This window comes from Chryseobacterium sp. Leaf404, assembly GCF_001424145.1.
Taxonomy (GTDB): Bacteria; Bacteroidota; Bacteroidia; order Flavobacteriales; family Weeksellaceae; genus Chryseobacterium.
On sequence record NZ_LMQM01000012.1, the window covers coordinates 237,834 to 264,298 of the forward strand.

The window sequence follows — 26,465 nt, forward strand, 5'->3', positions numbered from 1 at the left end:
ATTTGTCTTCTATGGAAAATACACTTCACGAAAAGGTTTCTCAGGACATTTTATTAAAAGCTTACAACCACATGATGCTTGCCAAAGCAATGGCAGATATTTATGAAGAAAACAGAAATGTCTGTAAATATGTTCATAGCACATCACGAGGTCACGAAGCAATACAGCTGGCAACAGCTTATCAGTTAAAGAAAGAAGACTGGGTTTCTCCTTATTACAGAGACGAAAGCATTCTTTTGGGAATTGGTTTTGAGCCTTATCAGTTGATGCTGCAGCTTTTGGCAAAAGCTGATGATCCTTTTTCCGGAGGAAGATCGTATTATTCTCACCCATCGAGCAGAGACGAAGACAAACCAAAAATTATTCATCAGAGTTCGGCGACGGGTATGCAGACCATTCCTACAGCTGGTGTTGCTCAGGGAATCAAATATATCGAAGATTTTAATTTACAGCAGTTTGAAAACAATCCGGTTGTAATCTGTAGTCTTGGAGACAATTCTGTAACGGAAGGCGAAGTGAGTGAAGCACTTCAGTTTTCTGCATTGCACCAGCTTCCTATCATTTTCTTAGTTCAGGATAACGAGTGGGGAATTTCTGTAACCAAAGAGGAAGCAAGAACCGTAGATGCCTACGATTTTGTTGCTGGTTTTGACGGTTTAGGAAGAATGAGAGTTGACGGAACCGATTTCGTAGAAAGTTTTGAAGCGATGAAAAAAGCCGTGGATTTTGTTCGAACTGAAAGAAAACCGTTGGTTGTTTGTGCCAAAACAGTTTTAATTGGTCATCATACTTCCGGGGTGAGAAGAGAATTTTACAGAGACGAGGAAGATTTAACCAAACACAGAGCAAAAGATCCGGGAAACATTCTCAGAAATCATTTGCTTGACTCTGGCGCAGATGAAGAATTATTAAAACAAATTACAAAAAAGGCAAGACTTGAAGCCGAAGAGGCATTCGAAAGAGCTCAGAAAGCGGAAGATCCAAAGCCGGAAACTGTAATGCAGCATATTTTTGCACCCACTCCGATTACGGAAGAAGTGGGAACCCGTGAACCTGAAGGTGGCGAGAAAATCGTAATGGTGGATGCCGCTATTCACGCTGTTCAGGAAATTATGTGGAAACATCCGGAAGCTTTACTGTATGGCCAGGACGTTGGCGAAAGAATTGGTGGTGTTTTCCGTGAAACAGTGACTTTGGGGAAGAAATTCGGAAGCAAAAGAGTTTTTAATACTGCCATTCAGGAAGCGTATATCATTGGTTCAACAACAGGAATGAGTGCAGTTGGTTTAAAACCGATTGTAGAAGTTCAGTTTGCGGATTATATCTATCCCGGAATCAATCAGTTGATTACAGAGATTTCAAAATCCAGTTATTTAAGTCAGGGAAAATTTCCTGTTAGTAATATCATCCGTGTTCCCATCGGTGCTTACGGCGGTGGCGGACCATACCACAGTGGTAGTGTTGAAAGTATTTTAGCGAATATCAAAGGAATTAAAATTGCTTATCCGAGCAATGCAGCAGATTTTAAAGGTTTACTGAAAGCTGCTTACTACGATCCGAATCCTGTGGTGATGCTGGAGCACAAAGGTCTGTACTGGAGCAAAGTTCCGGGAACTGAAGATGCAAAAACAATCGAACCGGCAGAAGATTACATTTTACCTTTCGGAAAAGGAAAAGTAATCATCGAAGCAGATAAAAATGAAACCGAAAAAGGAAGAACTCTGGTAGTTGTGACTTATGGAATGGGCGTATACTGGGCAAAAGAGGCGGTGAAAAACTTTAACGGCAGAGTTGAAGTTATTGATTTAAGAACCATTATTCCTCTGGATGAAGAACTGGTTTTTGAAAGAGTAAAAGCCCACGGGAAATGTATCGTTTTAACTGAAGAACAGTTGAATAATTCATTTGCTGAAGCTTTCGCTCACAGAATTTCTAAAAACTGCTTCAGATATCTTGACGCTCCCGTAGAAACCATGGGATCGCTCGATACTCCGGCAGTTCCTATCAACCTGGTTTTGGAAAAAGAAATGCTTCCAAATGCTGAAAAATTAGCTGCAAAAATTGAAGAAATGCTGAAGTATTAATTCAGACGAAAGATAAAATCAAGCCTCTAAAATTTTTTAGAGGTTTTTTTGTACGCTTTTTGCTAACTTGGGTCAACAAATCTTACCTCCGCAATGATTACAACAAAATACGTCAACTATAAAAAAGTTCTTAATTTATCCGGCTTTCATGTGATTGTCATCTCGTGTTGGTGTACTTTAATTGCAGTGCTCTTTCACGTCTATCACTGGGACTGGATGATTATCCCATGGGTTCCGGTAGCATTGATAGGTACTGCAGAAGCGTTTCTGGTTGGTTTTAAAAATAACCAGGCATATGACAGACTTTGGGAAGCGAGAAAAATCTGGGGTGGGATTGTAAACTCCAGCCGATCGTTTGCGTCAATGGTCTATGCATTTGATACGCAGAACGAAAAAGTGGGACAATTTGATCTTGAAGAGCGGAGAAAAAAAATTGTATACAGACATATTGCCTGGCTGTACCAGTTTCGTGAGCAGAGCTTGATCCCTGTAGAATGGGAACATATTAAAGATGAAGAAGATAAAATTAAAAACACCGATCTTAAACGCAACAGACTGATAAGAGCCGGATTTCCTGATTATGGCAGAACGCCCATTTTCTTAAACAAATATTTATCTGAGGAAGAGTGTCAACTGCAGTCTCACTACAAAAATTTTGCAACATATCTTATCTCCCAGCAGGCAAAAGATGTGAACGAACTGAAGAATATGCACGCCATCTCAGAATTCAACCAGATGCAGCTACAAGACTGTCTAACAGAATTTTACACCCTTCAGGGACAGGCAGAAAGGATAAAAAAATTCCCTCTACCGAGACAGTTTGCAAGCACTGCTTTTATCTTCAATATTATTTTCATTATGCTTTTACCTTTAGGACTGGTAAGTGAGTTTTCAAAATTGGGAGACTGGGGAATATGGGCCTCCATCCCATTCTGTATCACGATTGGCTGGATCTATATCATTATGGAACTCGTTGGAGACTACTCAGAAAATCCTTTCGAAGGTTTAATGTTTGATATTCCGATGCTGTCTATTTGCCGAACAATTGAAATAGATCTCCTTCAAATGACAGGCGAAACAGATTTACCGGATCCCATCACTTCTAAAAACGGAATTTTGGTTTAATTTTTATGAAAATGTTTTGGGAAAGCCTCCTCAGGTTTCTTTTTTAAAACAGTAAGCAAAATCCACGATTTTAAAAATCCGTATCCGTAAGAAAACATTTGTATGTAAGTAGAGACCACCGCCATTGCAGCGATTGAAATATTCTTAGTCACTACTGAAGCGTGTATAAAAACCATGAAGGTGTAAAAACCATAAAGACTTAATATAAAACCCTGTTTTACAAATACATATTCAACAATTCCTAAAATGTACCCTAAAAGAAAAAGGCTTGGAAATGCAAAAGAAATTTTCACATATTTTGGATGTCTTTGATTCAGAATCGGTCTTGCACAACCGAATTGGTACACCTGTTTTGAAAATTTACCAAAATCAACTCTTCGTTTGTGATACACCGCAATGTCATCAAAAAACGCTGTCGTGAAGCCATTTTCCCACAGCGTCATGGATAAATCCGGATCTTCACCGATTCTCATTTCAGAAAAACCGCCCACATTTTCAAAAACCTCCTTTTTCACACCCATATTGAAACTTCTGGGCTGAAATTTTGAAACCGCTTTTTTACTACCCCTTATTCCGCCCGTGGTAAAAACAGAAGTCATAGAGTAGGAAATCGCTTTCTGCATCAGATTAAAACCCTTATGGGCCTTATCTGCTCCACCAAAAGCATCGCAGGGAATTTTAAGAATATTTTTTTTAATATTTGTGATGTAATCTTTCTCTACAATCACGTCGCTGTCTACAAAAACCAGCCATTCATTCGACGCCCTTTTTGAACCGTAATTTCTCGACAAACCCGGTCCCGAATTGGCTTTTTTAAAATATTTTATAGGTAAAATATCCTCAAACTGGTGAACAGTAGGTTTTAAATCTACCATCGAGCCGTCATCAACAATGATGACTTCAAAATCTTTATCTGTCTGTGCATTTAAAGAATTAAGCAGTTCGAAAAGTTCGTCTTTTCGGTTAAAAATGGCAACAATGATGGAAATAGTAGGTTTCAAATTGAAAATTTTTCAAAAATAAAGATTTGAAAAGGAAACACAATGTATTTTAAAACAATTTATGATTTATCAGATAGAAATAATGAATTTAAAATAGATAAAAATTACAGCTGAAACCGTTAGAATTATAAATGAAGAACAAAATAAAAGCAGTTTAAAAATACTCTCAAAATAAAAAAGCCCGAGATGATAAACAGAAAAACACGATGAAAGAAATGATTAATCCTGCGAGAATACATATAATCTAAGTCTGTATATAATTTTCTTCGGGCAAAGGGTTTTTAAAAACAATAAAATAAAGAATGGAAGCAATCACAAGAAAGCCTCCACTACATAATTCAGTCCTATATTTTGATTTTATTAAATATTTACTATTCTTTTCAGAATTCGAAGACGATTTAAAAGACAAATCTACACTCAGTAAATCTGCAAGAAAACCTAAACCATCAAAAAAATCAAAAGGCATACTTTCTATTCTTCTCTGTTCTCTAATTTATGCACTTTTTTCGTCCCCTCATACATTTCATACTGCAAAAATCTCGTCTCCAGTTTACCGTTGAAAAGCTTAATTTTTCTTGAAGGTCGTAAGCCTATTTTTTTCGGAGCATCAAGATCCGATGAAATGAGCCAGGCTAAAGTATTGGGATAATGACTTTTAAAAGTATCACCAATTTTTTTGTAAAAATCGTCATCATTGATAGAAATTCTCTCATCATACGGCGGGTTAAAGACCATTAACAGCGGAAAAAGATCTTTTTGCGATTCGAAAAAATCCTGTTTTCGTACATCAATGATATCTTCCATTTCGGCAGCTTCTATGTTGGTTCTTGCAGCATTCAGCATTTTGCCGCTGATGTCGTATCCTACAATTTTACCGTGAAATTCTCTTACACGGTTGATGCGCACTTCCTTTATTTTTGAGAACAGATCGGCATCATAATTATTCCAGTTCTGGAAGGCAAATCTCTTTCTGAAAATCTGCGCGGGAAGATCTAAGGCAATCATTGCAGCTTCAATCAAAAGGGTTCCCGAACCACACATTGGATCAAGAAAATTCCCTTTCCCGTCCCAGCCTGCAAGTTGAAGCATTCCGCTGGCTAAGACTTCATTGATCGGCGCTTCGCCCTGCTCTCTTCTGTATCCTCTTTTGAATAAAGCATCACCGGAAGAATCCATTGAAATAGTAACCAGTTCTCTGTCAATATGAAGGTGAAACTTAATTTCAGGGTTTCTGGTTTCAATATTGGGTCTTCTCTTTACTTTTTCCTGAAAATAATCTACAATCGCATCTTTCATTTTTAAAGTTACGAACTGTGAATGCTTGAAAGTCTCAGAATTTACGGTAGAATCTATGGCGAAAGTCTGGTCTACTTCCATAAAATCTTCCCACGGAAACTGTACAAGTTTATTGTAAAACTGGTGTTGATTGAAAGCTTTAAACTCGTATATCGGCACCAGAATTTTGAGTGCTGTACGGGCAGAATAATTTATTTTGTATAAAAATCCAAGGTCACCTTCGCAGTTTACTGCACGGTTTTTAAGCTCAACATTAGAACCCCCAAGCTTTTTTATTTCTTCAAATAAAACTTGTTCCAATCCGAAAAAGGTTTTGATCTGTATTTTTAGATTCTCTGTATTCATTTTGCAAAAATAGGTATTTTTTGCTGGGTGGTGGATGTTGAATGAACGAAGAATCTGTATTTATTTCAGAACTTTACAATATTTTAGAGCTCAAATCCAATGAAAGGAAAGTAAACAAACATCCAATACCATGCATCCCTCATCCAACAAAAATCCTTATTTTTGCCGGATGGAATGGTTTGAATCTTGGTTTGATACGCCTTATTATCATATTCTCTACAATAACAGGGATTATACAGAAGCAGAAAATTTTATTACGAAACTTACATCTGAGCTTCAGCTCCCAAAGAAATCAGAGATTATTGACTTAGCGTGTGGAAAAGGCAGACATTCTGTTTTTTTGAATAAATTAGGCTATAAAGTTTTAGGTCTTGATCTTTCTAAGAAAAGCATAGAACACAACAGACAGTTTGAAAACGAAGATCTTCATTTTGCCGTTCACGATATGCGTGATCCAGTAAAAAATCCACCTGTAGATGCTGTTTTTAATCTTTTTACAAGTTTTGGATATTTTGATTCTGAAGATGATGACCGTAAGGTTTTCAAATCAGTTTCTGATGCATTGAAGCGTGACGGTTTTTTCGTTTTAGACTATTTGAATGAAAATTTTGTGCGAAAAATGATGGTATCGGATGCAGTAATCAGGCGTGGTGAAATCGAATTTAAAATCTCGAAGAAAATTGAAGATCAACATATTGTGAAAAACATTCAGTTTACGGCTGACGGAAAAGATTTTAATTATTTTGAAAAAGTAAAACTCCATACGCCGGATTCAATTCTGAAATATGCTGAAGACAACGGTTTCCAACGTGAAAAAATCTGGGGTGATTATCAGTTGAATGATTTTGATGCAGAAATTTCGCCGAGATATATTAATCTATTCCGGAAGAAGTAAAAATAAAATGTGAATTGAAAGACCTCAGCGGGTCAAAACTTTGTAGGATATTGACATCTTCAATACAGGAAGCTCCGGAGGAGCGACAATTTTGTAAAAAATCAGTGTAAGAATCAAATTTAGTAATGATTGTTTTTCTATTAATATTAAGTGTAATTTCAGGAGTTTTTCTTGGTAAATTTTTCGGCGAGAAAGAAAAGTTTTCGAAAAATCTTTTGATTTTAAGCGCAGGATTTTTAATTACCATCTGCCTCAACGAAGTTTTCCCTGAGGTTTACCATCATCATAATGAATCCGGCATCAATCTGGGGGTTTTTGTGATTGGCGGTGTATTGCTGCAGATGATTCTGGAAGCTTTAACAAAAGGTTTTGAGCATGGTCACTTTCATCACCATGGTGAGAACAATATCCTTCCGATGGCATTGATGATTGGCCTTTTTATTCATGCATTTATCGAAGGAATTCCTTTGGCAAACGAGGCAAATCCCTTTTCTCCATATTTAATGGGTATTGTTTTTCATAACCTTCCCATTTCCTTTATTTTGGGAGCATTTTTGTTTAACAGGAAAGGTTCAAAAGTTTCTTACCCATCAATGTTGATTGTCGCACTTTTTGCTTTAGCCTCACCTTTCGGAATGTTTTTAGGGAAGTATTTCAATCCGGAATGGCAACCTTACTTTCTGGCAATCGTTGGCGGAATCTTCCTTCATATTTCATCTGTAATTATTTTTGAAAGTAATAAAAACCATAACATCAACTGGTCAAAAATCGGACTGGTAATCGTAGGTGTAGCATTAGCGCTTCTGATGCACACTTTCCACAGCCACGATCATCATCATTAGGTTTTATTCTGTGAACAAGTGATAAATTTTCAGACAGTTTTTTATCCGGTAAGTTTAAAATTGAATCATTCATAAAATATTTTGAACATAAAAAAGCTCCGCAAAAAATTCTGCGGAGCTTTCTGTTATTTAAACTTTGACCAAATTAAAACTTCCAGCCGAAAGTAAGATAAAAATTATTGATCACGTTTTTCACATCTGAAACTACGTAAGCCGAACTGCCAACCAGGCGGCTTGGAGAATAATATCCATCTTCAATACCTGCATCAACTACACCGTATAAAAAAGGATTGTTGAATTTTGAACTGATATTCTGATAAGTGGCGTCAATATAAAATGATTTAAAGTCGTATCCTAAACCAAATGACAGAGCATTTCTGTCGCTCAGAATCGTATTGTTATATGTTTGATCTGCAACATCACCATTATTTGCAAAACGGCTTACAGTAAGCGCATCGAACGGACTTGTAGTGTACGCATACCCTCCCCGAAGTCTCAGCTGCTTCACTCTGTATTCTGCTCCCACCTTCAATTCAGCCATTGTTTTTTGATTCTGCTCAAAAAAATCATTCAACTGCACTTCTGCTCCGCCAAATTCTTTATAAGTGGGCTTAGTTATACCTAAAGTACCGTCAACGTTAATTGAGAAGTTTTTATTTGCAACAAATGCCGCACTCACTGTCGCTTTCATTGGCGAAGTAAGTCTTCGGTTTTCAACTGCATAATCATCTCCAAGCTGCGGATCGTTGTAGAAGTTATAGCTTCTGTCCATATCCCAAAACGTTGGAGTCTCAACTGATGCACCTAATCTGAAATTACGGCCAAGTTTTCCAATAACTCCTAATGATGCAGAAAAACCGGATGATCTTTCAAAATAGGGTGTATTCTGCTTGCTGAAATAATCTAAACTTCCATTCTGTAAAGACTGAAAAGCCGCGGTATCAGACTGATCAAGCGAAACATTGGAAAAATTGAGCCCCATACCTATGTAAAGACTGTGGTTATAGTTTGCACCAACACCAAAACTTGTTTTAGACAAAGTTCCGTATCTGTCATACGCGTGTCTCGCTAAAGATGCACTGTTGGTAGCATCAAAATCGTATACCAAATTGCTGTTTCCCGGAGTTTCTATATAATTGTCAAGAGACTGATTTGAAAAGTTCACCCCGATGTTTACAAATTTCCATGCGCTTTCTGTCATCAGCTGGAAAGTCATTACTCCTCCTACATTTCCAAGGTCTGCATTATTTACTTTATATCCGAAAGAAGAACCTGCCGAAGAAGATGTATTTTTATTCGACATCACAGATAGAGTACCGGAAACCTCTCCGGAAATCGCAACTCCCAAACCTGCAGGGTTAGTCAGTAATGCGTTTGCATCACCTCCCAAAGCGCCGTTAGACCCTCCCATTGCATTAAACTTTGCAGAACCGCCAATTTGAGAATTCGAGTATACATCAAGTGTATTTCTGATTACTGAAACATCCTGCGCCTGCAAAAAGAAGGCAGCAGAGATGCTCATAATAACTAAAGATTTTTTTAACATTATTATTTTTAGAATAAGTTTAGATTATATTATCTTCCACCACGGAAACCGCCGGATCTGAATCCGCCGCCGCCGCCGGTAGAACCGCCGCCTCTGAATCCTCCACCGCTGTTGCCAGGTGAAGTCCATCCACCATTTGATCTAGGCGCAGTATCATTTCTGAAACCTCCGTTATTCTGATTGTTATATCGTGGCTGAGATTGGTTGTTATAATTTGGTCTCGTACCGCTGTTGTTTCTGAAACCACCCTGTTGTGGTCTGTTGTAGCCAGATTGAGGTCTTGTACCTGTATTGTTTCTAAAACCTGAATTTCCCTGATTTCTAAATCCTGCATTGCCTGAATTTCTGAAACCGGAATTGCTTGAATTTCTGAATCCCGAACTCGCGGAATTTCTGAATCCGTATCCTGGAGCAGTATTTCTGCTTACAATATTAGAATTTCTGTTGGTAAATCCATAACCGCTGGCCGCACTTCTTCTGTTGTAAGGAGCATAGTAACCACCTCCGTAGTAACCTGCACCCCAGCCTCCGTAAGGATAGCCGCCCCAGCCCCAGTAAGGGTTATACATCCCCATTCCCCAGCCAGAACCCCAGCTCCAGCCATTGTTCCAACCCCATGGACTGTAGCCCCAACCCCAGTTGTTACCCCAGCCCCAGCCGAAAGACATTCCCATGCCCCAGCCGCCACCATAGCCCCAACCGCCGTAGCCACCATACATTCCCCAAGGTCCGCCCCAGCCTCCCCAACCCCACGAGTTGTCGTAGTAATTGGTTTCGTTGCCGGCATAAATTCCCCAGTCAGAATCTGTTGCTCCCTGGTTATTGTTTGTATTCCAGGTGTTGTAAAGATTATTTTGCTCCTGGTTGTTGGCCTGAGCATTTTGAATGGTTGTATTATCTTGCTGATAATAATCGTAGTATTCTCCTACCCTATTTCCGCTATCATTTACGATAACGCCCTCAGGTAAAGTATCTTTGCTGGGATCATAATAAACCCCGTCTGTCTCGCTGTAGCCCCCCATCTGTGCACCGCAGGAAACGAGAAGCAACCCACTTGAAACTGCCAAAATACCTTTTGACCTTAGAATCCCAAGTAAATTTTTATGTATATTTCTTTTCATGATGACGTAAAAATTTTTTATTTAAATTATATTTGCATTTTGTACCAAAAATATACCAACACTGTTGGTTACAAAAATCTATCAAAAATAGATTTTTATTTTTAGATTACATAATATTCAAAAAGTTAAAATAGTAAAAAAATATTAATGGCAAAACTAACTTCAAGAAGCGAAGATTACAGCAAATGGTATAATGAGCTGGTGGTAAAAGCAGACTTAGCAGAGAACTCTGGGGTGAGAGGTTCAATGGTTATCAAACCATACGGCTATGCAATCTGGGAAAAAATGCGTGACGAGATGGACAAAAAGTTCAAAGAAACCGGTCACGTAAATGCATACTTTCCTCTTTTCGTGCCCAAAAGCCTGTTCGAAGCTGAAGAAAAAAATGCGGAAGGTTTTGCTAAAGAGTGTGCAGTGGTAACCCATTACAGACTTAAAAACGACCCAGACAATCCGGGAAAACTTATTGTGGATCCGGAAGCTAAACTTGAAGAGGAACTTATTGTACGCCCTACCTCAGAAGCCATTATCTGGAACACTTACAAAGGATGGATACAATCTTACAGAGACCTTCCTATTTTAATTAATCAGTGGGCTAATGTGGTACGCTGGGAAATGAGAACGAGACTGTTTTTGAGAACCTCAGAATTTCTGTGGCAGGAAGGCCATACCGCTCATGCCACAAAAGATGAGGCTGTAGAAGAAGCAGAAAAGATGAATAAAGTGTATGCAGATTTTGCAGAAAATTTTATGTCTATGCCTGTGGTGCAAGGAATTAAAACACCTTCTGAAAGATTTGCAGGAGCCGATGAAACATATTGTATTGAGGCGTTAATGCAGGACGGAAAAGCTCTTCAGGCAGGAACGTCGCACTTTTTAGGACAGAATTTCGCTAAAGCTTTTGATGTAAAATTCACTAACAAAGAAGGGAAAATTGAACACGCCTGGGCAACTTCCTGGGGAACTTCTACAAGATTGATGGGTGCCTTGATTATGACGCATTCTGATGATTTCGGACTGGTTCTACCGCCAACGCTTGCTCCGATCCAGGTGGTTATTGTTCCTATTTTTAAAGGCGAAGAACAGCTGGCACAAATCAGTGAGGTAGCATTGGATATCCAGAATAAACTGAAAGCGAAAGGAATTTCTGTAAAATTTGATAACGACACTCAAAACAAGCCAGGCTGGAAATTTGCAGAATATGAGCTAAAAGGTGTTCCAATCAGAATTGCAATGGGACCGAGAGACCTTGAAAATAATTCTGTAGAAATCGCCAGAAGAGATAATTTGACCAAAGAAACCATTTCTATTGAAGGTTTAGATTCTTACATTGAAAATCTTTTGGGAACAATTCAGAAAGATATGTATGAAAAAGCTTTAAATTTCAGAAAAGAAAACATTACCAAAGTGGATTCTTACGACGAATTTAAAAAAGTTTTAGAAGAAAAAGGCGGTTTCATCTATGCCCACTGGGACGGTACCGCTGAAGAGGAAGAGCAGATTAAGGAAGAAACCAAAGCCACAATTCGCTGTATTCCTTTAGAAGGTGATGTAGAGGAAGGTTTTTCAATGGTTTCAGGAAAACCGTCTGCCAGAAGAGTTTTGTTTGCTAAAGCCTACTAAAATTTAAATAAGAATATAATTAAAGATCGCACTGGCGGTCTTTTTTTTGTTCATACTATTTGATGTTTTGGTATCGAAGTTGATTTTTCAAGTACACCACAACAATAATTATTATGGAAAATCAAAAAATAGCACAGATTGCTCTGGGTGGAATGCTCGTAGCAGCTGGAATTGCACATTTAACATTTGCAAGAAAAGAATTTCAGGCACAAGTCCCGGATTGGGTTCCACTGAAAAAAGACGACACCGTTATCTATTCAGGCACAGCAGAGATAGCTTTGGGAGCTGGCTTAATTCTGGCACCGAAAAAATACCAGAAGCCTGCAGGAATTTTTGCAGGAACATTTTTCGCAGCAGTTTTCCCGGGAAATGTTTCCCAATATATCAACAGGAGAGACGCTTTTTCTTTAAATACTGACAAAAGACGATTTGCCAGACTCTTTATGCAACCCATTTTAATTGCCTGGGCATTATATTCCGGGAAAAAGTAGTTTTAAATAATTAAATAATTTTCAAATGAAAACTTTTTTTTAGAAATTATTCAATTTAAAATGTAATATATTTCACCTTCGAATCCCTTATCTACAAGGAATTATCAATAAATCTCAAATGGAAACTATTATCAAATAGACTTTAGAACACATTAATATTCAGTGAAAAATCATTTTTTTTCACGATTTAATAATTTATTGGAAAATTTTTTATTAATTTTAAAATACATTAATATAAACTATAAAATTATGTCAATTAACTTAATCGATCTTATTAAAGGCCAGCTCGGACCGGCTTTTACATCACAAACTGCCCAGCAACTGGGAGAAAGCGAATCTGGAATATCAAAGGCAGTAAGTGGTCTTTTACCTGCTGTTTTGGGTGGTCTTGCGAACAATTCTGATAACCCCTCCGTTCTGGATGCCATCACAGGAGCAGGTTCAGTAAATTCTGCTGCTGATCTTAGCGGAAATGTTCAGGGAAGCAGTTGGATTACCACTCTTTTGAAGAGTATTTTCGGTGATAAACTTTCTACCCTTATAAACTCTGTCGCTACTTATGCGGGAATAAGCTCAAATTCCGCGGAATCGCTTTTAAATTTGGTAACAGGAGCTACCGCCGGATCTGTAGCACAATATGCTCAGGAACAAAACCTGGACAGATCAGGGATTTCAAATTTACTGAATGATCAGAAAGGTTTGGTTTCAGGATTATTACCTGCAGGTCTTTCTTTAGCTTCATTAAATCTTGGAAACTGGGCGAAAGGTTATGGTTTCGAAGGAAATGAAAACCCGGCAACTACACCACCGAAACCCGAGCCCCATGCTGAAGTAACGAGAAGCGTGGCAGACAGCGGCACTTTCCCAGACAGAAATAACAATAACGAAGGAGGATCTATCTGGAAGTGGCTTTTACCTCTTTTATTATTGCTTGCAGCTGCTTTTTTTGTATGGAAACAGTGTGAAAAGAAAGAAACAACCGTTACAACTACCACCAATGATTCTACAGGAGTGAAATCTGATACGGTTGTAAGCAATTCAAACGACACAATGAATGCTCCATCTGAAACTCGCACAGACGAAAGCATCGATTTAAATGGGACATCACTAATGGGTTACAAAGGCGGTATGGAAGATCAGATGATTTCTTTCCTTAAGGCAGGTTCTTATGCTTCAGCAGCAGACGATGCAGCTTTAAAGGATACCTGGTACAGTTTTGATCATGTAAACTTCAAAATTGGTTCTTCTACAGAATTGGAGGCTGGTTCACAAGGTCAGATTGATAATTTAGTTGCTATTTTAAAGGCATTCCCGGATGCGAAAATTAAAATTGGCGGATACACAGATAAAACAGGTGTGGAAGCTGATAACATAAGACTTTCCACTGCAAGAGCAAATTTCATAAAATCAGCTTTAGATAAGGCAGGAGTAGGAGCTCAGATTTTAGGTGCTGAAGGTTACGGAAGCAAATTTGCGACGGTAGCAAAAGAAGCTTCAAATGAAGAAAGAGCAGCAGACCGAAAAATGGCTATAAGATTCGCAAAATAAATTCTTTAGAATTAATAAAAATAGAATCCCGGAGACAAAATCCGGGATTTTTTGTGCTTAAAAATGATGAAGTTAATATAGTTTTAATTACATTTGTTAGTCATTTCTAACAATTATGAATTTAAAGATAAAAGATGCGTGGCGAAAAGAAAAAACCATGCATTCACTCCCTGAAGTTTATGCTTCCGTAAAAATCCCAAAAAATGGGAGTTTCTGGAGGAAATATCTTGCGTTTGCCGGCCCTGGTCTGATGGTCGCTGTGGGTTACATGGATCCCGGGAACTGGGCTACTGATATTGCCGGAGGCGCTCAGTTTGGTTATACTTTACTGTCTGTAATTCTTATATCTAATATATTTGCGATGGTTTTGCAGCATCTTTCTGTAAAACTGGGCGTTGTGGCGGAAAGAGATTTGGCACAGGCCTGCCGCGACCACTACAGCCCAACTACCAACTTTATATTATGGATTTTGTGCGAAATTGCCATCGCTGCATGTGATTTGGCAGAAGTTATCGGTTCAGCCATTGCTTTAAACCTTCTTTTTGGAATTCCGCTTACGTGGGGAATTGTGATTACTACGGTTGATGTCCTGATCATTCTTTTACTTCAGGCAAAGGGTTTCAGATGGATCGAAAGTATTGTGGGCGGGCTCATCTTTATTATTTTAGGATGTTTCGTTTACGAGCTGATTATTTCTAAGCCTGCTTTGACTGAGATTTTTGGCAACTTAATTCCTAAAAAAGAAATTATAGCAAACCCTGCGATGCTATATATCGCGATTGGAATTCTCGGTGCAACAGTGATGCCCCACAACCTCTATCTACACAGCAGTATTGTACAGACCCGCGATTACGACAGAACAAGAGAGGGAAAAAAGGAAGCGATAAAATATGCAACCCTGGATTCTTCAGTTTCTTTGATTTTGGCCTTTTTCATCAATGCTGCTATTCTTATTTTGGCTGCTGCAACTTTCCATACAAGCGGAAACAAAGATGTTGCCGATATTCACGATGCGTACAAAATGCTGACTCCGATTTTAGGAGCTTCGATGGCAAGTATTGTTTTTGCTGTTGCACTTTTGGCTTCCGGACAGAATTCAACTTTAACGGGTACTCTTGCGGGACAGATCGTAATGGAAGGCTTTCTGAATATCAGATTAAAACCCTGGTTGAGACGCCTTATCACAAGACTTATTGCGGTAATTCCAGCGTTAATTGTGGCAATTCTTTACGGTGAAAAAGGAACTACAGATCTCCTGGTCTTAAGCCAAGTAATTCTGTCTATGCAGCTGAGCTTTGCAGTAATTCCCTTGGTGATGTTTACCAATGACAAAGCTAAAATGGGAGAATTTGCCAACAAACCTTTTATGAAAGCCTGCGTCTGGATTATTGCTTTCATCATCGTTGTTCTGAATATTTATCTTTTATATCAGACGTTTACGGGGGTGTAGTAATGGGTAATGAGTAATAGGTAATTAATAAATTTTGATTGATGATTGATTTATATAAACTTTAATAAAGTTGTCATTCTACTTTTTATTTAGCTCATTTTACCTGGCTCTTTTTACCTCGTTCTTTTTACTTTTTACCTGGTTCTGCGAAAACTAGCCCGGATAGAAGCGGCATCCTTTTTTGTGGCGGACGGAATGAAATGGAGACCGCCGCAAAAAAGATACAGCGGATAGCCGGAAAAGCTCCTGAAAATTTGAGATTCGGGATTCGGGATTCAGGGTGCGGGGGTGCGAGGTTCAATCTGCATTGTACGTTATACGGTGTTTGGGATTTGGGGACTCAATTTAGGTGAAGACTAAATTCGAGACCAAGAAAAACAATCATGATTTAAACAGTATTTTTTTAAACTTGGCTCATTTTACTTTTGACCTGGCGCTTCTTACTTCTGCCTAATTGTCCGTTTTTTTTCTTTGGCAGAATGTTTGTCAAAAAACCTTCTAAAGTTATTGAAATTATGGAAAATCAGGATATCAACGAAGAAAACATCAATCAACAGGAAGAAGTAAAGGTTCAGGGCGAAAACGTGGCTGAAGAAAATGTGACAGTAGAGCCAACAGCTGAGGAAGTTTTGGCACAGGAAAAAGATCGTTATGTTCGTCTTTATGCTGAATTTGAAAATTACAAAAAAAGAACTTCCAGAGAAAAAATGGAATTCTTCCAGTACGCCAATCAGGAAATGATGGTTTCTATGCTTGGAGTTTTGGATGATTTTGAAAGAGCAATTAAAGAAATTGCTAAAAACGGAAATGAATCTGACCTTCAGGGTGTTGAATTAATTTACAACAAATTTAAAAACAAACTGGTAGAGAAAGGCCTTAAAGCTATGGAGGTGAGAGCTGGAGATGCTTTTAACGTAGATTATCACGAGGCAATTACTCAAATCCCTGCACCGTCTGAAGATTTGAAAGGAAAAATTGTTGACGTAATCGAAACAGGTTATACCTTAGGTGATAAGGTAATCAGATTCGCAAAAGTAGTAACAGGTAACTAATTTAATGAATGATAAATGATGAGTGATAATTGATAATATACTCATCTTTTAATTTAAATATCTTTTATCATTTATCAATAATCAATTATAAAAAGAGATGTCAAAAAGAGATTATTACGAGGTTCTTGAGATCAGCAAATCTGCATCGGCCGACGAGATAAAGAAAGCATACCGTAAAATGGCGATCAAATATCACCCTGATAAAAATCCGGGTGATAAAGAAGCTGAGGAAAAATTTAAGGAAGCTGCAGAAGCCTACGAAGTGCTGAGCGACGACAACAAAAAAGCACGCTATGACCAGTACGGACATGCCGGAATGGGCGGTGCTGGCGGTTTCGGCGGTGGCGGTTTCGGTGGCGGAATGAACATGGAAGATATCTTCAGCCAGTTTGGAGATATTTTCGGTGGGGGTGGTTTCGGAGGATTTGGCGGTGGCGGCGGTGGCCGTCAGCAGGTGAAAGGTTCTAATTTAAGAATCAGAATCAAGCTGAATCTTGAAGAAATGGTGAACGGAACGCAGAAAACCATCAAAGTAAAGAAAATGAAGATGGCAGAAGGTGCTACTTCAAAAACTTGCCCTACGTGCGGTGGACAGGGAGTTCAGATGAAAGTGATGAACACGATGTTCGGACAGATGCAGACGCAGACAACCTGCGGAACCTGCCAGGGAATCGGGAAAGTTGCCGATAAAATTCCTGCAGGAGCCAATGCACAGGGTTTGATCAAGGATGAAGAAGAAATCTCAATCAATATTCCTGCAGGAGCCAGAGACGGAATCCAGCTGAATGTACGAGGTAAAGGTAATGATGCACCGTTTGGCGGAGTTCCGGGTGATCTTTTGGTGATTGTAGAGGAAGAAGTAGATCAGGTGATCAAAAGAGAAGGTGACAATCTTCACCAGGAGCTGTACATTTCTTATGCGGAAGCGGCTTTGGGAACTAAAAAAGAGGTACCGACAGTTGGCGGAAAAGTGAAAATTACAATCGATGCAGGAACACAGTCCGGTAAAATTCTGAGATTGGCAGGAAAAGGTTTACCAAGCATAGACAGCTATGGAAAAGGTGATATGTTTATTCACATCAACGTATGGACACCACAAAAACTGAATAAAGAACAAAAAGATTTCTTCGAAAAAATGATGAGCAGCGGCGAAATGGAAGCCGAACCATCAGGAAAAGAAAAATCTTTCTTTGATAAGGTAAAAGATCTTTTCAACTAAAATATTTCAAGAGGCTTTTTTTAAGGCCTCTTTTTTTATATCCAAAACTTACGATTTGTTTTGAAAATGCTGAAGCTGCCTGACTTACTGTTCAGATATTTCTTATCAGATGTTAAAGCAAATACTTCAGTTTCCGGTTTAGAAAAACTACAATAAAACTTGAAATAATGAGAGAACTTATAAAAATGAAATCATCATATTTCAGCACCCACAGATTCTGGGATTTATAAACGTAAAACATCAGCAAAGGATGGATAAAATAGATCGCCGTAGAAATGCTCGCCAAAATTTTTGAATCTGTTTTACATTTTAAGTTTTTAAAGTAAATAAAAACCAAAGGACAAGCTATCAACAGGGAAAATAAGAGATCAACACTTTCTTTTTTCGGAAGTTTTAAGATTTGAATATTGACGAACGCTTCCGCAACGACAGAGGAAACTGAAAGCAAAACCAGCCAGAGCGACGGATTTCTTTTCACATCCCATTCGTATTTTTTAATTAGAAAACCAATGGTTAAAAACGGGAAGCAGTCGAAAAGAAAGTTTCGGTACATCGGGTAACGGTTGAAGAGCTGATTCGTTTCGCCTTCGAAAAAATGGGAGTTTCCTAAATACTGAATTGTGTAACCACAGAGGAAGAAAATAAAAATCAATGAAATGAGAAGTTTCGGGCTTTTATTTCTGAGAAAAAACAGAAGAATTCCTGCAATCAAAGTTCCGTTGAGATACCATAAATGGTGATAACCAAAAACAATATTGGAGGCTGCGTCACCTTCCTTCCAGAGCGGAATATAGATGACCGTCCAGATTGTATACAAAATGAAAATTCTGAAAAGCCATTTTTTCAGTTTAGAAAAATCATTAACGAAGGAAAAATAATAGCCTGTAATAATCAAAAAAACCGGAACTCCCAATCGGAAGAGCCCATTCACAAGCAGATAGCTGAGCGTTGGATAAGAATCTCTGAGAAAATAAATGTGCAACCCGACCACAAACAGGGCGAGCACAATTTTCAAAAGATCTATCGCTAAACTTCTCATTTTTTAACTAAAAAAGTTTACGAAAACCGTTCAAAAACATCTTCGTAAACCTTTAAATTTTTTAATTAATCCGTTTCTATTTTCCGGAAACAAGGCTGTATGCTTTTTTTCCAACAGTGAATAAAGCCACACCGATCAATCCGCCAGCAAGACCGAAGACTACCTGTTTCAAAGTCGCATTCCAGTCAGGTAAAATGTGATGAAGATATTCAATTCTATGGGCAAAAATCTCTCCGGCAACCATGATTAAAGCTATTGTTCCGATTACTCCTAACGATTTGATTACCCATGGCAACGCATCTACCAAAAACTGTCCTAATTTTGACGCAAAACCTTTTCCGTTACTTTTTTTGATTAATTTGAAACCGGCATCATCCATTCTTACAATTAAAGCTACAATTCCGTAGACACCCACGGTTGCAACTATTGCCACAAGGCTTGTTACCAGGATTTGAGTGATGAAAGGATGGCTTTCTTCCAACACAGTTCCCAAAGCGATGATTACAATTTCCAGTGAAAGAATAAAATCTGTAGTAACCGCAGATTTCACCTTTGCTTTTTCAATTTCCTCGGCAGACTGCGTATCGGCTTCCCTTTCTTCTATGACTTCATGCCCTTCCTTTTTCCGGTGAAAAAGAAACTCAATAATTTTCTCAACACCCTCAAAAGCCAGATACATTGCTCCTACAATTAAAATATAGTTGATTGCAGGCTGATAAAGCCAATTCAGCAGAAATACAATCGGAAGAATAATTATTTTATTTAAAAAAGAACCTTTGGTAATTGCCCAAAGAACAGGAATTTCTCTTGAGGACATAAATCCTGTAGCTTTCTCGGCATTTACGGCAAGATCATCGCCTAAAATTCCGGCAGTTTTTTTCGTTGCTATTTTAGTGGTTACCGCCACATCATCCATTAAAGCTGCAACATCGTCAAGAAGCGCAAAAAAGCCTGAAGCCATATTTTTTTAATTTATTTTTAAGGTTTGTTAAAATTAAACCAAGGCAAAAATAATGTTTTAATTTCATTTTTGATTAGTTTTAAATTTCGTTAGTCTGAATAATTTTTAACATTGATACAACTCTATATTTACAATTCTATGAAAGTTCATTTAAGGAAATCATATTTAAAAGTTCTGATTGCAATAATAATGTCAGCATTACTTTCATCATGCAGAGAAAAATTAACCGAACCCATTTCATTTTTTGAAAATTATGATTTGAGTTCAGGAAGATACAGATTGGATTTTTATAACATTGATGGTGTAGCTATTGATAATTTTAAAAATTTTTATATCGATGATCCAACTACTCTGCTGAAAATTCAACTACAATGGATTTTCAAATATAAATCCGACATTCAGCCGTGCGGATACGGATATTCAATTGAACTAAAGGAAAATAACAAAGTTATAAAGCAGACGTTAATAAACTTAGATTGCGAGTATATGTCAGGATGGATTCACTTTCCGAAAGAATTTCTGACAGACCACAAAAATCACTTTAAAACTTTAAAGTAAAACTCTTTTTCTTCTTACCTTTACTCTATGAAAAAGCTGATTCTCAATTACCACTATTTTGTTTTAGGATTGGCAGGCTTTTTTTTAAATTCATGTAATTCAAAATACAGGGTTTGGGTTGGGAATAATTCTCAAAAGGTTTACAATCTGAAATACGGCGAAGACAAACGCCAGAAAATGGATGTTTTCTTACCAGCCGATTACCCGCAAGATGCTCCGGTTGTACTGATTGTTCATGGCGGAGCATGGAAATATGGCAGAAAAGAGCACATGATTCAAATCCAGAAAATGCTTTTTGCCAATAATATTCCGAGTGTTAATATGAATTACCGTTTGGTAAAAAAAGGAATTACCTACCGCGAACAGCTTGAGGATATTGATTTGGCGATTGAAAAGTTTAATTCCCTTTCAGAAAAATCAGAACTGCTGCCCGATAATTACATTCTTTTGGGCGAAAGTGCGGGTGGGCATCTGGCTCTACTCTACGGTTATAAAAATCCTCAGAGAATTAAAAAAATAATTTCTTTAAGCGGACCAACAGATTTTTTTTCTGATGAATATTTAAAATCATTTTACTCGAAATATACTTCTGGAAGTATTCAGAAAATGGTGGGAACCAAATTTACAAGAAAAAATCTTTCTGAGGAATTCAAAACAGCAAGTCCGATTGCGAATGTTTCGTCAGTTCCTACCCTCTTATTTCAGGGAAATACGGATTTCCTGGTTAATCAAAAACAAGGATTGGCTTTAGATTCGGTTTTAACCGAAAAGAACATTCCACACAAACTGGTTTTCATGGAAAACACAGGTCACGCGCCCAGATTTTTTAATAAAACTAAAAGAGACAGCATTATTTATCCGAATATTTTGAAGTGGATTAGGAATGAGTAATGTGTAATGAATGATGGATGATGGATGATGGATGATGGATGAAATATTAAAAAAATGTTTTAACGCTTATCGAAAAAAAACTAAAGTTCGTAACCTTAACCTTAAAACAAAAAAAACCTGCCGGAGCAGGTCAATATTTTATTTTTTTTTGTCTTGTTCTTTATCAATTAATTCTTCCAGAACCTCATCTTCCACAATAGGATTTCCTTTTGGTGCTCCGAAAACGAATTTCAGAATTACCGGAACTGTCGTTACCAAAACGATGATGATGATGATGAACTCCAGTTTTTCTTTCAGATTAATTCCAAACTGATCCATAAAAAGTTTATCCAGATAATGTCCTGCAAAAATCAAACTGAATGACCAGAGTACTCCTCCGATGATGTTATCTCTCAGGAAAGCTTTTTTATCCATGCTCACAATACCCGCAACAATCGGCATAAATGTTCTCACCACCGGTAAAAATCTCGCCATAATTACAGCTAATGCTCCGTTTTTTTCAAAGAAATCATGTGCCTGATAAAGATATTTCTTTTTAAACAGAAAAGTATCCTGTTTTTTATACAAAGCCGGTCCTGTTTTGCTTCCAAACCAATATCCAACCTGATTACCAACGATTGCTGCAAATGCAACAGCGGAGGCCAGCAAAGTAGTGTCTAAAAAGTCACTTCCTGTAGAACCGAATGTTTTAGAAATAATGTCTACGGCATAAATTCCGGAAACGAAAAGAAGTGAATCTCCGGGCAGAAAAAACCCTACAAACAAGCCTGTTTCGGCAAAAATAATGAATAAGATTACCCAGAATCCACCCATGTTGATGTAAAATTCGGGATTTAATAAATCTCTCCAGCTATTGTATTCCATATATATTGATGATGAACAAAAATAAGCTTAATAATATTATGCTGAAAACATATTAGCATATTTTAACGTAAATGTAAACCTGATTTGTTACAGGTGGAGATCGTCGTCTGAAACTGCTGTACCGTCGGCCATCAAAAATGCTTTTAAAAATGGTGTGAGATTACCGTTCATCGTACCGTCAACGTCCGACGTTTCGTGACCAGAACGTACATCTTTCACCAGTTTATAAGGGTGCATCACGTAATTTCTGATCTGGCTTCCCCACTCGATTTTCATTTTATTGGCTTCAATTTCATTCCGCGCTTTTAGTCTTTCTTCAAGTTCCATTTCATATAGTCTGGACTTTAAAAGCTGCATTGCTTTTTCCTTATTCTGAAGTTGGGAACGTGATTCTGAGTTTTCGATGATAATTCCTGTTGGTGCATGTCGGAGACGGACTGCCGTTTCAACCTTATTAACATTCTGACCTCCGGCTCCTGAGGATCTCATCGTTTCAAATGAAATATCAGCAGGATTGATGTTGATTTCAATTGTGTCATCCACAAGCGGATAAACATAGACAGAAACGAAACTTGTATGACGTTTTGCATTAGAATCAAATGGTGAAATTCTTACCAAACGGTGAACCCCATTTTCACCACGGAGGTAGCCAAAAGCAAATTCTCCTTCAATCTCGAGAGTAACTGTTTTCACGCCCGCTACGTCACCTTCCTGGTAATTCAGTTCGCGTATTTTGTAGCCTTGTTTTTCTGCCCACATCGTGTACATTCTCATCAACATCGCAGCCCAGTCGCAACTTTCTGTACCACCGGCTCCAGCAGTGATTTGAAGAACAGCCGAAAGCTCGTCTCCTTCGTTTGAAAGCATATTTTTAAACTCCAGATCTTCGATTTTTTCTATGAGTAGAGGAAATGTTTCGTCGAGTTCCTTTTCAGAATCGGGATCTTCTCTGGCAAATTCCATTAAAACCTGAAGATCTTCAAACTGAGTATTGATCTCTTCGTAAGCTTCCACCCATTTTTTCTTTGAACGAAGCTGTTTCAGGAAGGCTTCTGCAGTTTTAGGATTGTCCCAAAACTCCGGTGCAGCCGTTTTTTCGTCGTCGTTAAAAATTTCGATTTTCTTTTTATCGATCTGAAGATATTTTCTGAGATCTTCTATTCTTGCCTGTGTGTCTTTTATCTGGTCGTTATTGATCAAAACATTAAAAATTTGAACTGCAAATTTACGGATAAAATAGAGAAGATTTTGAATAAAAAATCAGACCCCAAAAGATTATGAGGTCTGATTTCAAGATGGATTTAATGATTCTGAGAACCTGTTTAAATTTCATCAAAATTAATTTCCCCGGACCCTCTTTCAACCAGCTCAGGATGACGCAGGAGTTATTTTGATGAAATTTTCAAGACATTTTTCTACCCTTGAGTGTTGGGGAATAAAAAATGAGCTGAAAATTTGTTTTCTAATCATTTTTAAACAGGCTATCAAACCAAAGAGATTTCTTTCAAAAAATTATTTTTTAATGACTTTCTTTGAAGTCTGTGTTCCGTTTTTAAATTTTAAAATAACAGTATAAGTTCCTTTTTCAAGGGAAGAAAGATTAAGCTGAGACTGAGGCTGAATATCTTTAATCAAAGTACGTCCTGTAAAATCTACAACGCTTACTGAAGCTAAATCTTTACTATCATCAAAATTGATTAAATCTGTAAATGGATTTGGATAAATTGCTGATTTCTTGTCTGCCTTCGCATCTGAAACAGACAATACAAGTCCTTGAGCAGAGATGGCAAATACATTAATCACGGTAACATCGGCAGAAGTTTTTTTTACTGTAACAGAAGTAATCACCTTAGACTGATTTGCGGCAGAGATAGCCAGAGGAATCTGGTAAATCCTCGGGTTTGTACCGCCACCATTTTCAAGACCATTCGAAGATCTGTTTATTCGACCAATCCCCTGAATAGCAAAGCTGCTCCCATCATACCAATCCTGAAAATTGGTATTGGCAAAAACCTGAGTGGTAGAATCTGCAAAATTTACTGTGATATCGCCGGTAGAAGGTCCGCTTCCGCTTACCGCTAAGACATAAAGCATACTTGCAGATCCGGGAGTTGCCAGAGTGAGAGTTCCTGTATCATTGGCGTTGGGAAGCCTCAAAGAATTATTTGCGTTGTAAGAAGCTAATTGATAGGTTAATCCGGTAGTTCCCGCAGCAGCGGAAGTGATTAATCCTGTTTCCGGCAGACCGTAGGTGAGTGCTGCTGACGAGGCGGTAAGTTTGTAGTCTTTAGACATGTATGCATAATTGTCTGTTGGTTTATCCAGACTTGCATTGGTAGAAGAAGATGCAGGGCCGGTTCCGTTGGCAATAACATCAGCATTGAAACCAGACAGAGATAGTGTTTGATAGGTTTGAGCAGTTACAGCGGCAAAAGCCAAAACCAAACCAAGAGATAGGAGTTGTTTTTTCATAGTTAATGTATTAGGTTAATTTTTGTTGCCAGCCATTTCTTCATTATAAAAACTTTATACATTTAAAAAGATTACATTAATTTAAATACGTAAAAGATTAAAATAATATGAAGTACACACCATAAAAATCATTTTACCGAAAAATAAGTATTCACTATAAAAAGAAATAGACGACAAACAAATGTAGTGGAAAACAGTTGTAAACGTGGTACTTCAGATACTCATTTCATACTCTGAAGGTTTAAAACTCATATTTTTGTGTAACAGAAGTCACTTTTTTATAACAGAGAATGCATCAACTCTGTCAATTACGATCACAATGAAATTATTGATTTTCGATGTTTACAAAAATTTAAAAGCAATTAAGCACAAAAAAATGATGGCAAATTGACCATCATTTTTACAAAGAATTAAGAATATTTTAAGCTGTGTGAATTACAACGTAGAGAGACAATTATTCTGTTTTAGGTTATGAAAATATAGTTTTGAAACAAATCATCCGAATTAAATTAATTCAGGGAATCTGAAAATTCTCCAAAACTCATAATTTAATCCATCAAACCTCTTTATTCTCTCCACCATTATGCTGAAAACCAATCGCGCGTCGTGGTTCTTCCACAGCTTTGTAGGAATCAAGTTCTGCTTTTAAAGCTTTAATTCTAAACTGAAAATCTTCGAAATTATTGATTACAGCATCATTGAGGAATTGTGCGACCTGATTAAGATATTCCGGAGTGAGTTTGGATGCAGCCTCACGCAGAGCGCCGTTGATGAGATTCTTATCAATAACCAGTTTTTCATTTCTTGTTTTCTGATAAAGATTTTTAATTCGCTTTTTCAAACTCTGACTGAAATCAATAATCATCGTATTGCTGAACGTCTTCATCTGCGCTGAAACGCTGTGCCAGAAAGGAATTTTATCCGCTTTATTGTTTTTTAAAATTTTAAATAATAAAGAATCTCCATCAAGACCTTTGAGCATGGAATAGAGAATAATTTCAGCTCTCTCGGATGCATTTGGAGGGAAAACCGGAACGAGAACATCAAATCTTCCCGGCGCCAGAATTTCTTCATCGATGTCAGAAACAGAATTGGCCGAGCCTAACATTAAAATATCTGAAGAGGCAAACTTGCTGATTTGATGCAAAATAACTTCCTGAGTTTCAAGATTGCAGGTGGCAACGCTGTTTTCGGCATTTCTTTCCATCATAATTTCATCAAAATCTTCAAGAAAAAGAGCTGCTTTCCCGTCTTTCAGAATGTTTGAAATAAAATCATTGAATGTGGTCTGATTACCGTCTACCAAAGTGTTTGAAAGGTAATGCTTTTTGATTTCTTTAAATTTATAACCAATGATTTCAGCGATTTTGTTCCCCCAGAAAATCTTGCCGCTGCCGGGAGGTCCGTAGAGAATAATTCCCACAGGCTTGTGAATTCCCCAGTCTTTAATTTGCTGCGGATTGAGAAACGGCTCCAAAACTCCTGAAATATAAAAGAATAAATCCCGGTAACCAATGAAATCACGCTGTTGCAGACTGGTTTTATTACCAAAATAATTGTAGACAAACTGATAATTTCCGCCCAGTTTCTGATCAACCCCAAAACTTGAAACCGATGATCTGAAAAAACCATTATCAAAGATATTGTTCTGATTTTCTTTTATAATCTGTTCTACTTTGTCTTCGGGTTGTTTTATGTTTTCCGCAATTTCTTTTGCCGATTTGTTTTCATCTAAATCTTTCTCATACTGACGCAGAAAATCTGAATTTTCGCAGGCAAATTTTTCAAAATCATCTTTTACTTCAAAATTAGTAGAAATGCATTCTCCAAGCTCAAGATCGAAATCCTGAATAAATCTTTTAATAGCTTCCGGAGATATGTTGAGTTCGTGGGCAAGTTCTGTAAGCTTCATATTCAAATATACTAAATTTTGCTTTTGCAAAATTTAGATTTGAGATTTGAGATTTGAGATTCAAAGTTCGACTTTTAGAAAATATATCATCTAAAATTTTTCCAATCTTTCTCTTTCCCGCTTCCATCTT

22 protein-coding genes are annotated in these 26,465 nt (G+C 37.6%); 12 read left to right on the forward strand and 10 right to left on the reverse strand.

Annotated features, from left to right (window positions below):
• The first annotated feature begins 11 nt into the window (after window positions 1-11).
• Both ASG31_RS12680 and ASG31_RS12685 read left to right on the forward strand, forming a co-directional pair.
• A complete protein-coding gene (locus ASG31_RS12680; protein ID WP_056033108.1) occupies window positions 12-2,084 on the forward strand; it encodes a thiamine pyrophosphate-dependent enzyme in 2,073 nt (690 codons plus the stop codon).
• 93 nt (window positions 2,085-2,177) lie between these two features.
• A complete protein-coding gene (locus ASG31_RS12685) occupies window positions 2,178-3,209 on the forward strand; it encodes a bestrophin family protein (protein ID WP_056033111.1) in 1,032 nt (343 codons plus the stop codon).
• Here ASG31_RS12685 and ASG31_RS12690 read toward each other — a convergent pair.
• Together ASG31_RS12690 and ASG31_RS12700 are read right to left on the reverse strand one after the other, a co-directional pair.
• Window positions 3,206-4,210 carry a glycosyltransferase gene (locus ASG31_RS12690; protein ID WP_056033114.1) on the reverse strand — a complete coding sequence of 335 codons (1,005 nt, stop codon included), beginning with the start codon at window positions 4,208-4,210 and terminating at the stop codon, window positions 3,206-3,208. The genes ASG31_RS12685 and ASG31_RS12690 overlap by 4 nt on opposite strands.
• 471 nt (window positions 4,211-4,681) lie before the next feature.
• Window positions 4,682-5,851, reverse strand: coding sequence for a class I SAM-dependent RNA methyltransferase (locus ASG31_RS12700; protein WP_056033120.1), 1,170 nt, complete (start codon window positions 5,849-5,851; stop codon window positions 4,682-4,684).
• Between the two features lie 169 nt (window positions 5,852-6,020).
• On the opposite strand from ASG31_RS12700, the gene ASG31_RS12705 reads away from it, so the two are divergent.
• Window positions 6,021-6,746: a class I SAM-dependent DNA methyltransferase gene (locus ASG31_RS12705; protein ID WP_056033123.1), complete on the forward strand. Its 726-nt coding sequence runs from the start codon at window positions 6,021-6,023 to the stop codon at window positions 6,744-6,746.
• 125 nt (window positions 6,747-6,871) lie between these two features.
• Window positions 6,872-7,588, forward strand: a complete 717-nt coding sequence (locus ASG31_RS12710; RefSeq protein ID WP_056033126.1) for a ZIP family metal transporter — start codon at window positions 6,872-6,874, stop codon at window positions 7,586-7,588.
• Between the two features lie 145 nt (window positions 7,589-7,733).
• Here the strand turns inward: ASG31_RS12710 and ASG31_RS12715 are convergent, their stop codons facing one another.
• Window positions 7,734-9,110: an OmpP1/FadL family transporter gene (locus ASG31_RS12715; RefSeq protein WP_082504580.1), complete on the reverse strand. Its 1,377-nt coding sequence runs from the start codon at window positions 9,108-9,110 to the stop codon at window positions 7,734-7,736.
• A 53-nt stretch (window positions 9,111-9,163) separates the two neighbouring features.
• Complete coding sequence (locus ASG31_RS12720; RefSeq protein ID WP_082504550.1) at window positions 9,164-10,255, reverse strand: prolyl-tRNA synthetase; 1,092 nt, start codon at window positions 10,253-10,255, stop codon at window positions 9,164-9,166.
• A 147-nt stretch (window positions 10,256-10,402) separates the two neighbouring features.
• On the opposite strand from ASG31_RS12720, the gene proS reads away from it, so the two are divergent.
• From proS to dnaJ, 6 genes are all read left to right on the forward strand, one after another.
• The gene (gene proS / locus ASG31_RS12725; protein ID WP_056033132.1) at window positions 10,403-11,878 is read left to right on the forward strand and encodes a proline--tRNA ligase; all 1,476 of its coding nucleotides are present in this window, start codon (window positions 10,403-10,405) and stop codon (window positions 11,876-11,878) included.
• A 113-nt stretch (window positions 11,879-11,991) separates the two neighbouring features.
• The gene (locus ASG31_RS12730) at window positions 11,992-12,369 is read left to right on the forward strand and encodes a hypothetical protein (RefSeq protein ID WP_056033135.1); all 378 of its coding nucleotides are present in this window, start codon (window positions 11,992-11,994) and stop codon (window positions 12,367-12,369) included.
• Between the two features lie 249 nt (window positions 12,370-12,618).
• Entirely contained in the window at window positions 12,619-13,917 is a 1,299-nt protein-coding gene (locus ASG31_RS12735; RefSeq protein ID WP_056033999.1) for an OmpA family protein, read from the forward strand.
• A gap of 115 nt (window positions 13,918-14,032) precedes the next feature.
• The gene (locus tag ASG31_RS12740; protein WP_056033138.1) at window positions 14,033-15,367 is read left to right on the forward strand and encodes an Nramp family divalent metal transporter; all 1,335 of its coding nucleotides are present in this window, start codon (window positions 14,033-14,035) and stop codon (window positions 15,365-15,367) included.
• Window positions 15,368-15,882: 515 nt separating this feature from the next.
• Complete coding sequence (locus ASG31_RS12745) at window positions 15,883-16,419, forward strand: nucleotide exchange factor GrpE (RefSeq protein ID WP_056034002.1); 537 nt, start codon at window positions 15,883-15,885, stop codon at window positions 16,417-16,419.
• A 97-nt stretch (window positions 16,420-16,516) separates the two neighbouring features.
• Window positions 16,517-17,638, forward strand: coding sequence for a molecular chaperone DnaJ (dnaJ, locus tag ASG31_RS12750; RefSeq protein WP_056033141.1), 1,122 nt, complete (start codon window positions 16,517-16,519; stop codon window positions 17,636-17,638).
• Between the two features lie 112 nt (window positions 17,639-17,750).
• Here the strand turns inward: dnaJ and ASG31_RS12755 are convergent, their stop codons facing one another.
• Complete coding sequence (locus tag ASG31_RS12755; RefSeq protein WP_056033145.1) at window positions 17,751-18,677, reverse strand: acyltransferase family protein; 927 nt, start codon at window positions 18,675-18,677, stop codon at window positions 17,751-17,753.
• A 76-nt stretch (window positions 18,678-18,753) separates the two neighbouring features.
• Window positions 18,754-19,638, reverse strand: a complete 885-nt coding sequence (locus tag ASG31_RS12760) for a DUF808 domain-containing protein (protein WP_056033148.1) — start codon at window positions 19,636-19,638, stop codon at window positions 18,754-18,756.
• A gap of 189 nt (window positions 19,639-19,827) precedes the next feature.
• Here ASG31_RS12760 and ASG31_RS12765 point away from each other — a divergent pair, with 189 nt between their 5' ends.
• Both ASG31_RS12765 and ASG31_RS12770 read left to right on the forward strand, forming a co-directional pair.
• Window positions 19,828-20,196, forward strand: a complete 369-nt coding sequence (locus ASG31_RS12765; protein WP_131725552.1) for a hypothetical protein — start codon at window positions 19,828-19,830, stop codon at window positions 20,194-20,196.
• Between the two features lie 27 nt (window positions 20,197-20,223).
• Window positions 20,224-21,087, forward strand: a complete 864-nt coding sequence (locus ASG31_RS12770; RefSeq protein WP_056033154.1) for an alpha/beta hydrolase — start codon at window positions 20,224-20,226, stop codon at window positions 21,085-21,087.
• Window positions 21,088-21,225: 138 nt separating this feature from the next.
• Here ASG31_RS12770 and ASG31_RS12775 read toward each other — a convergent pair whose 3' ends face one another.
• The 4 genes from ASG31_RS12775 to ASG31_RS12790 form a co-directional block, all read right to left on the reverse strand.
• Window positions 21,226-21,951 carry a DedA family protein gene (locus ASG31_RS12775; RefSeq protein WP_082504551.1) on the reverse strand — a complete coding sequence of 242 codons (726 nt, stop codon included), beginning with the start codon at window positions 21,949-21,951 and terminating at the stop codon, window positions 21,226-21,228.
• A gap of 87 nt (window positions 21,952-22,038) precedes the next feature.
• Window positions 22,039-23,151: a peptide chain release factor 2 gene (prfB, locus tag ASG31_RS12780; RefSeq protein ID WP_056033157.1), complete on the reverse strand. Its 1,113-nt coding sequence runs from the start codon at window positions 23,149-23,151 to the stop codon at window positions 22,039-22,041.
• Between the two features lie 312 nt (window positions 23,152-23,463).
• The gene (locus ASG31_RS12785) at window positions 23,464-24,423 is read right to left on the reverse strand and encodes a T9SS type A sorting domain-containing protein (protein WP_056033161.1); all 960 of its coding nucleotides are present in this window, start codon (window positions 24,421-24,423) and stop codon (window positions 23,464-23,466) included.
• Between the two features lie 556 nt (window positions 24,424-24,979).
• A complete protein-coding gene (locus tag ASG31_RS12790; RefSeq protein ID WP_056033164.1) occupies window positions 24,980-26,335 on the reverse strand; it encodes an AAA family ATPase in 1,356 nt (451 codons plus the stop codon).
• Window positions 26,336-26,465 lie beyond the last annotated feature (130 nt).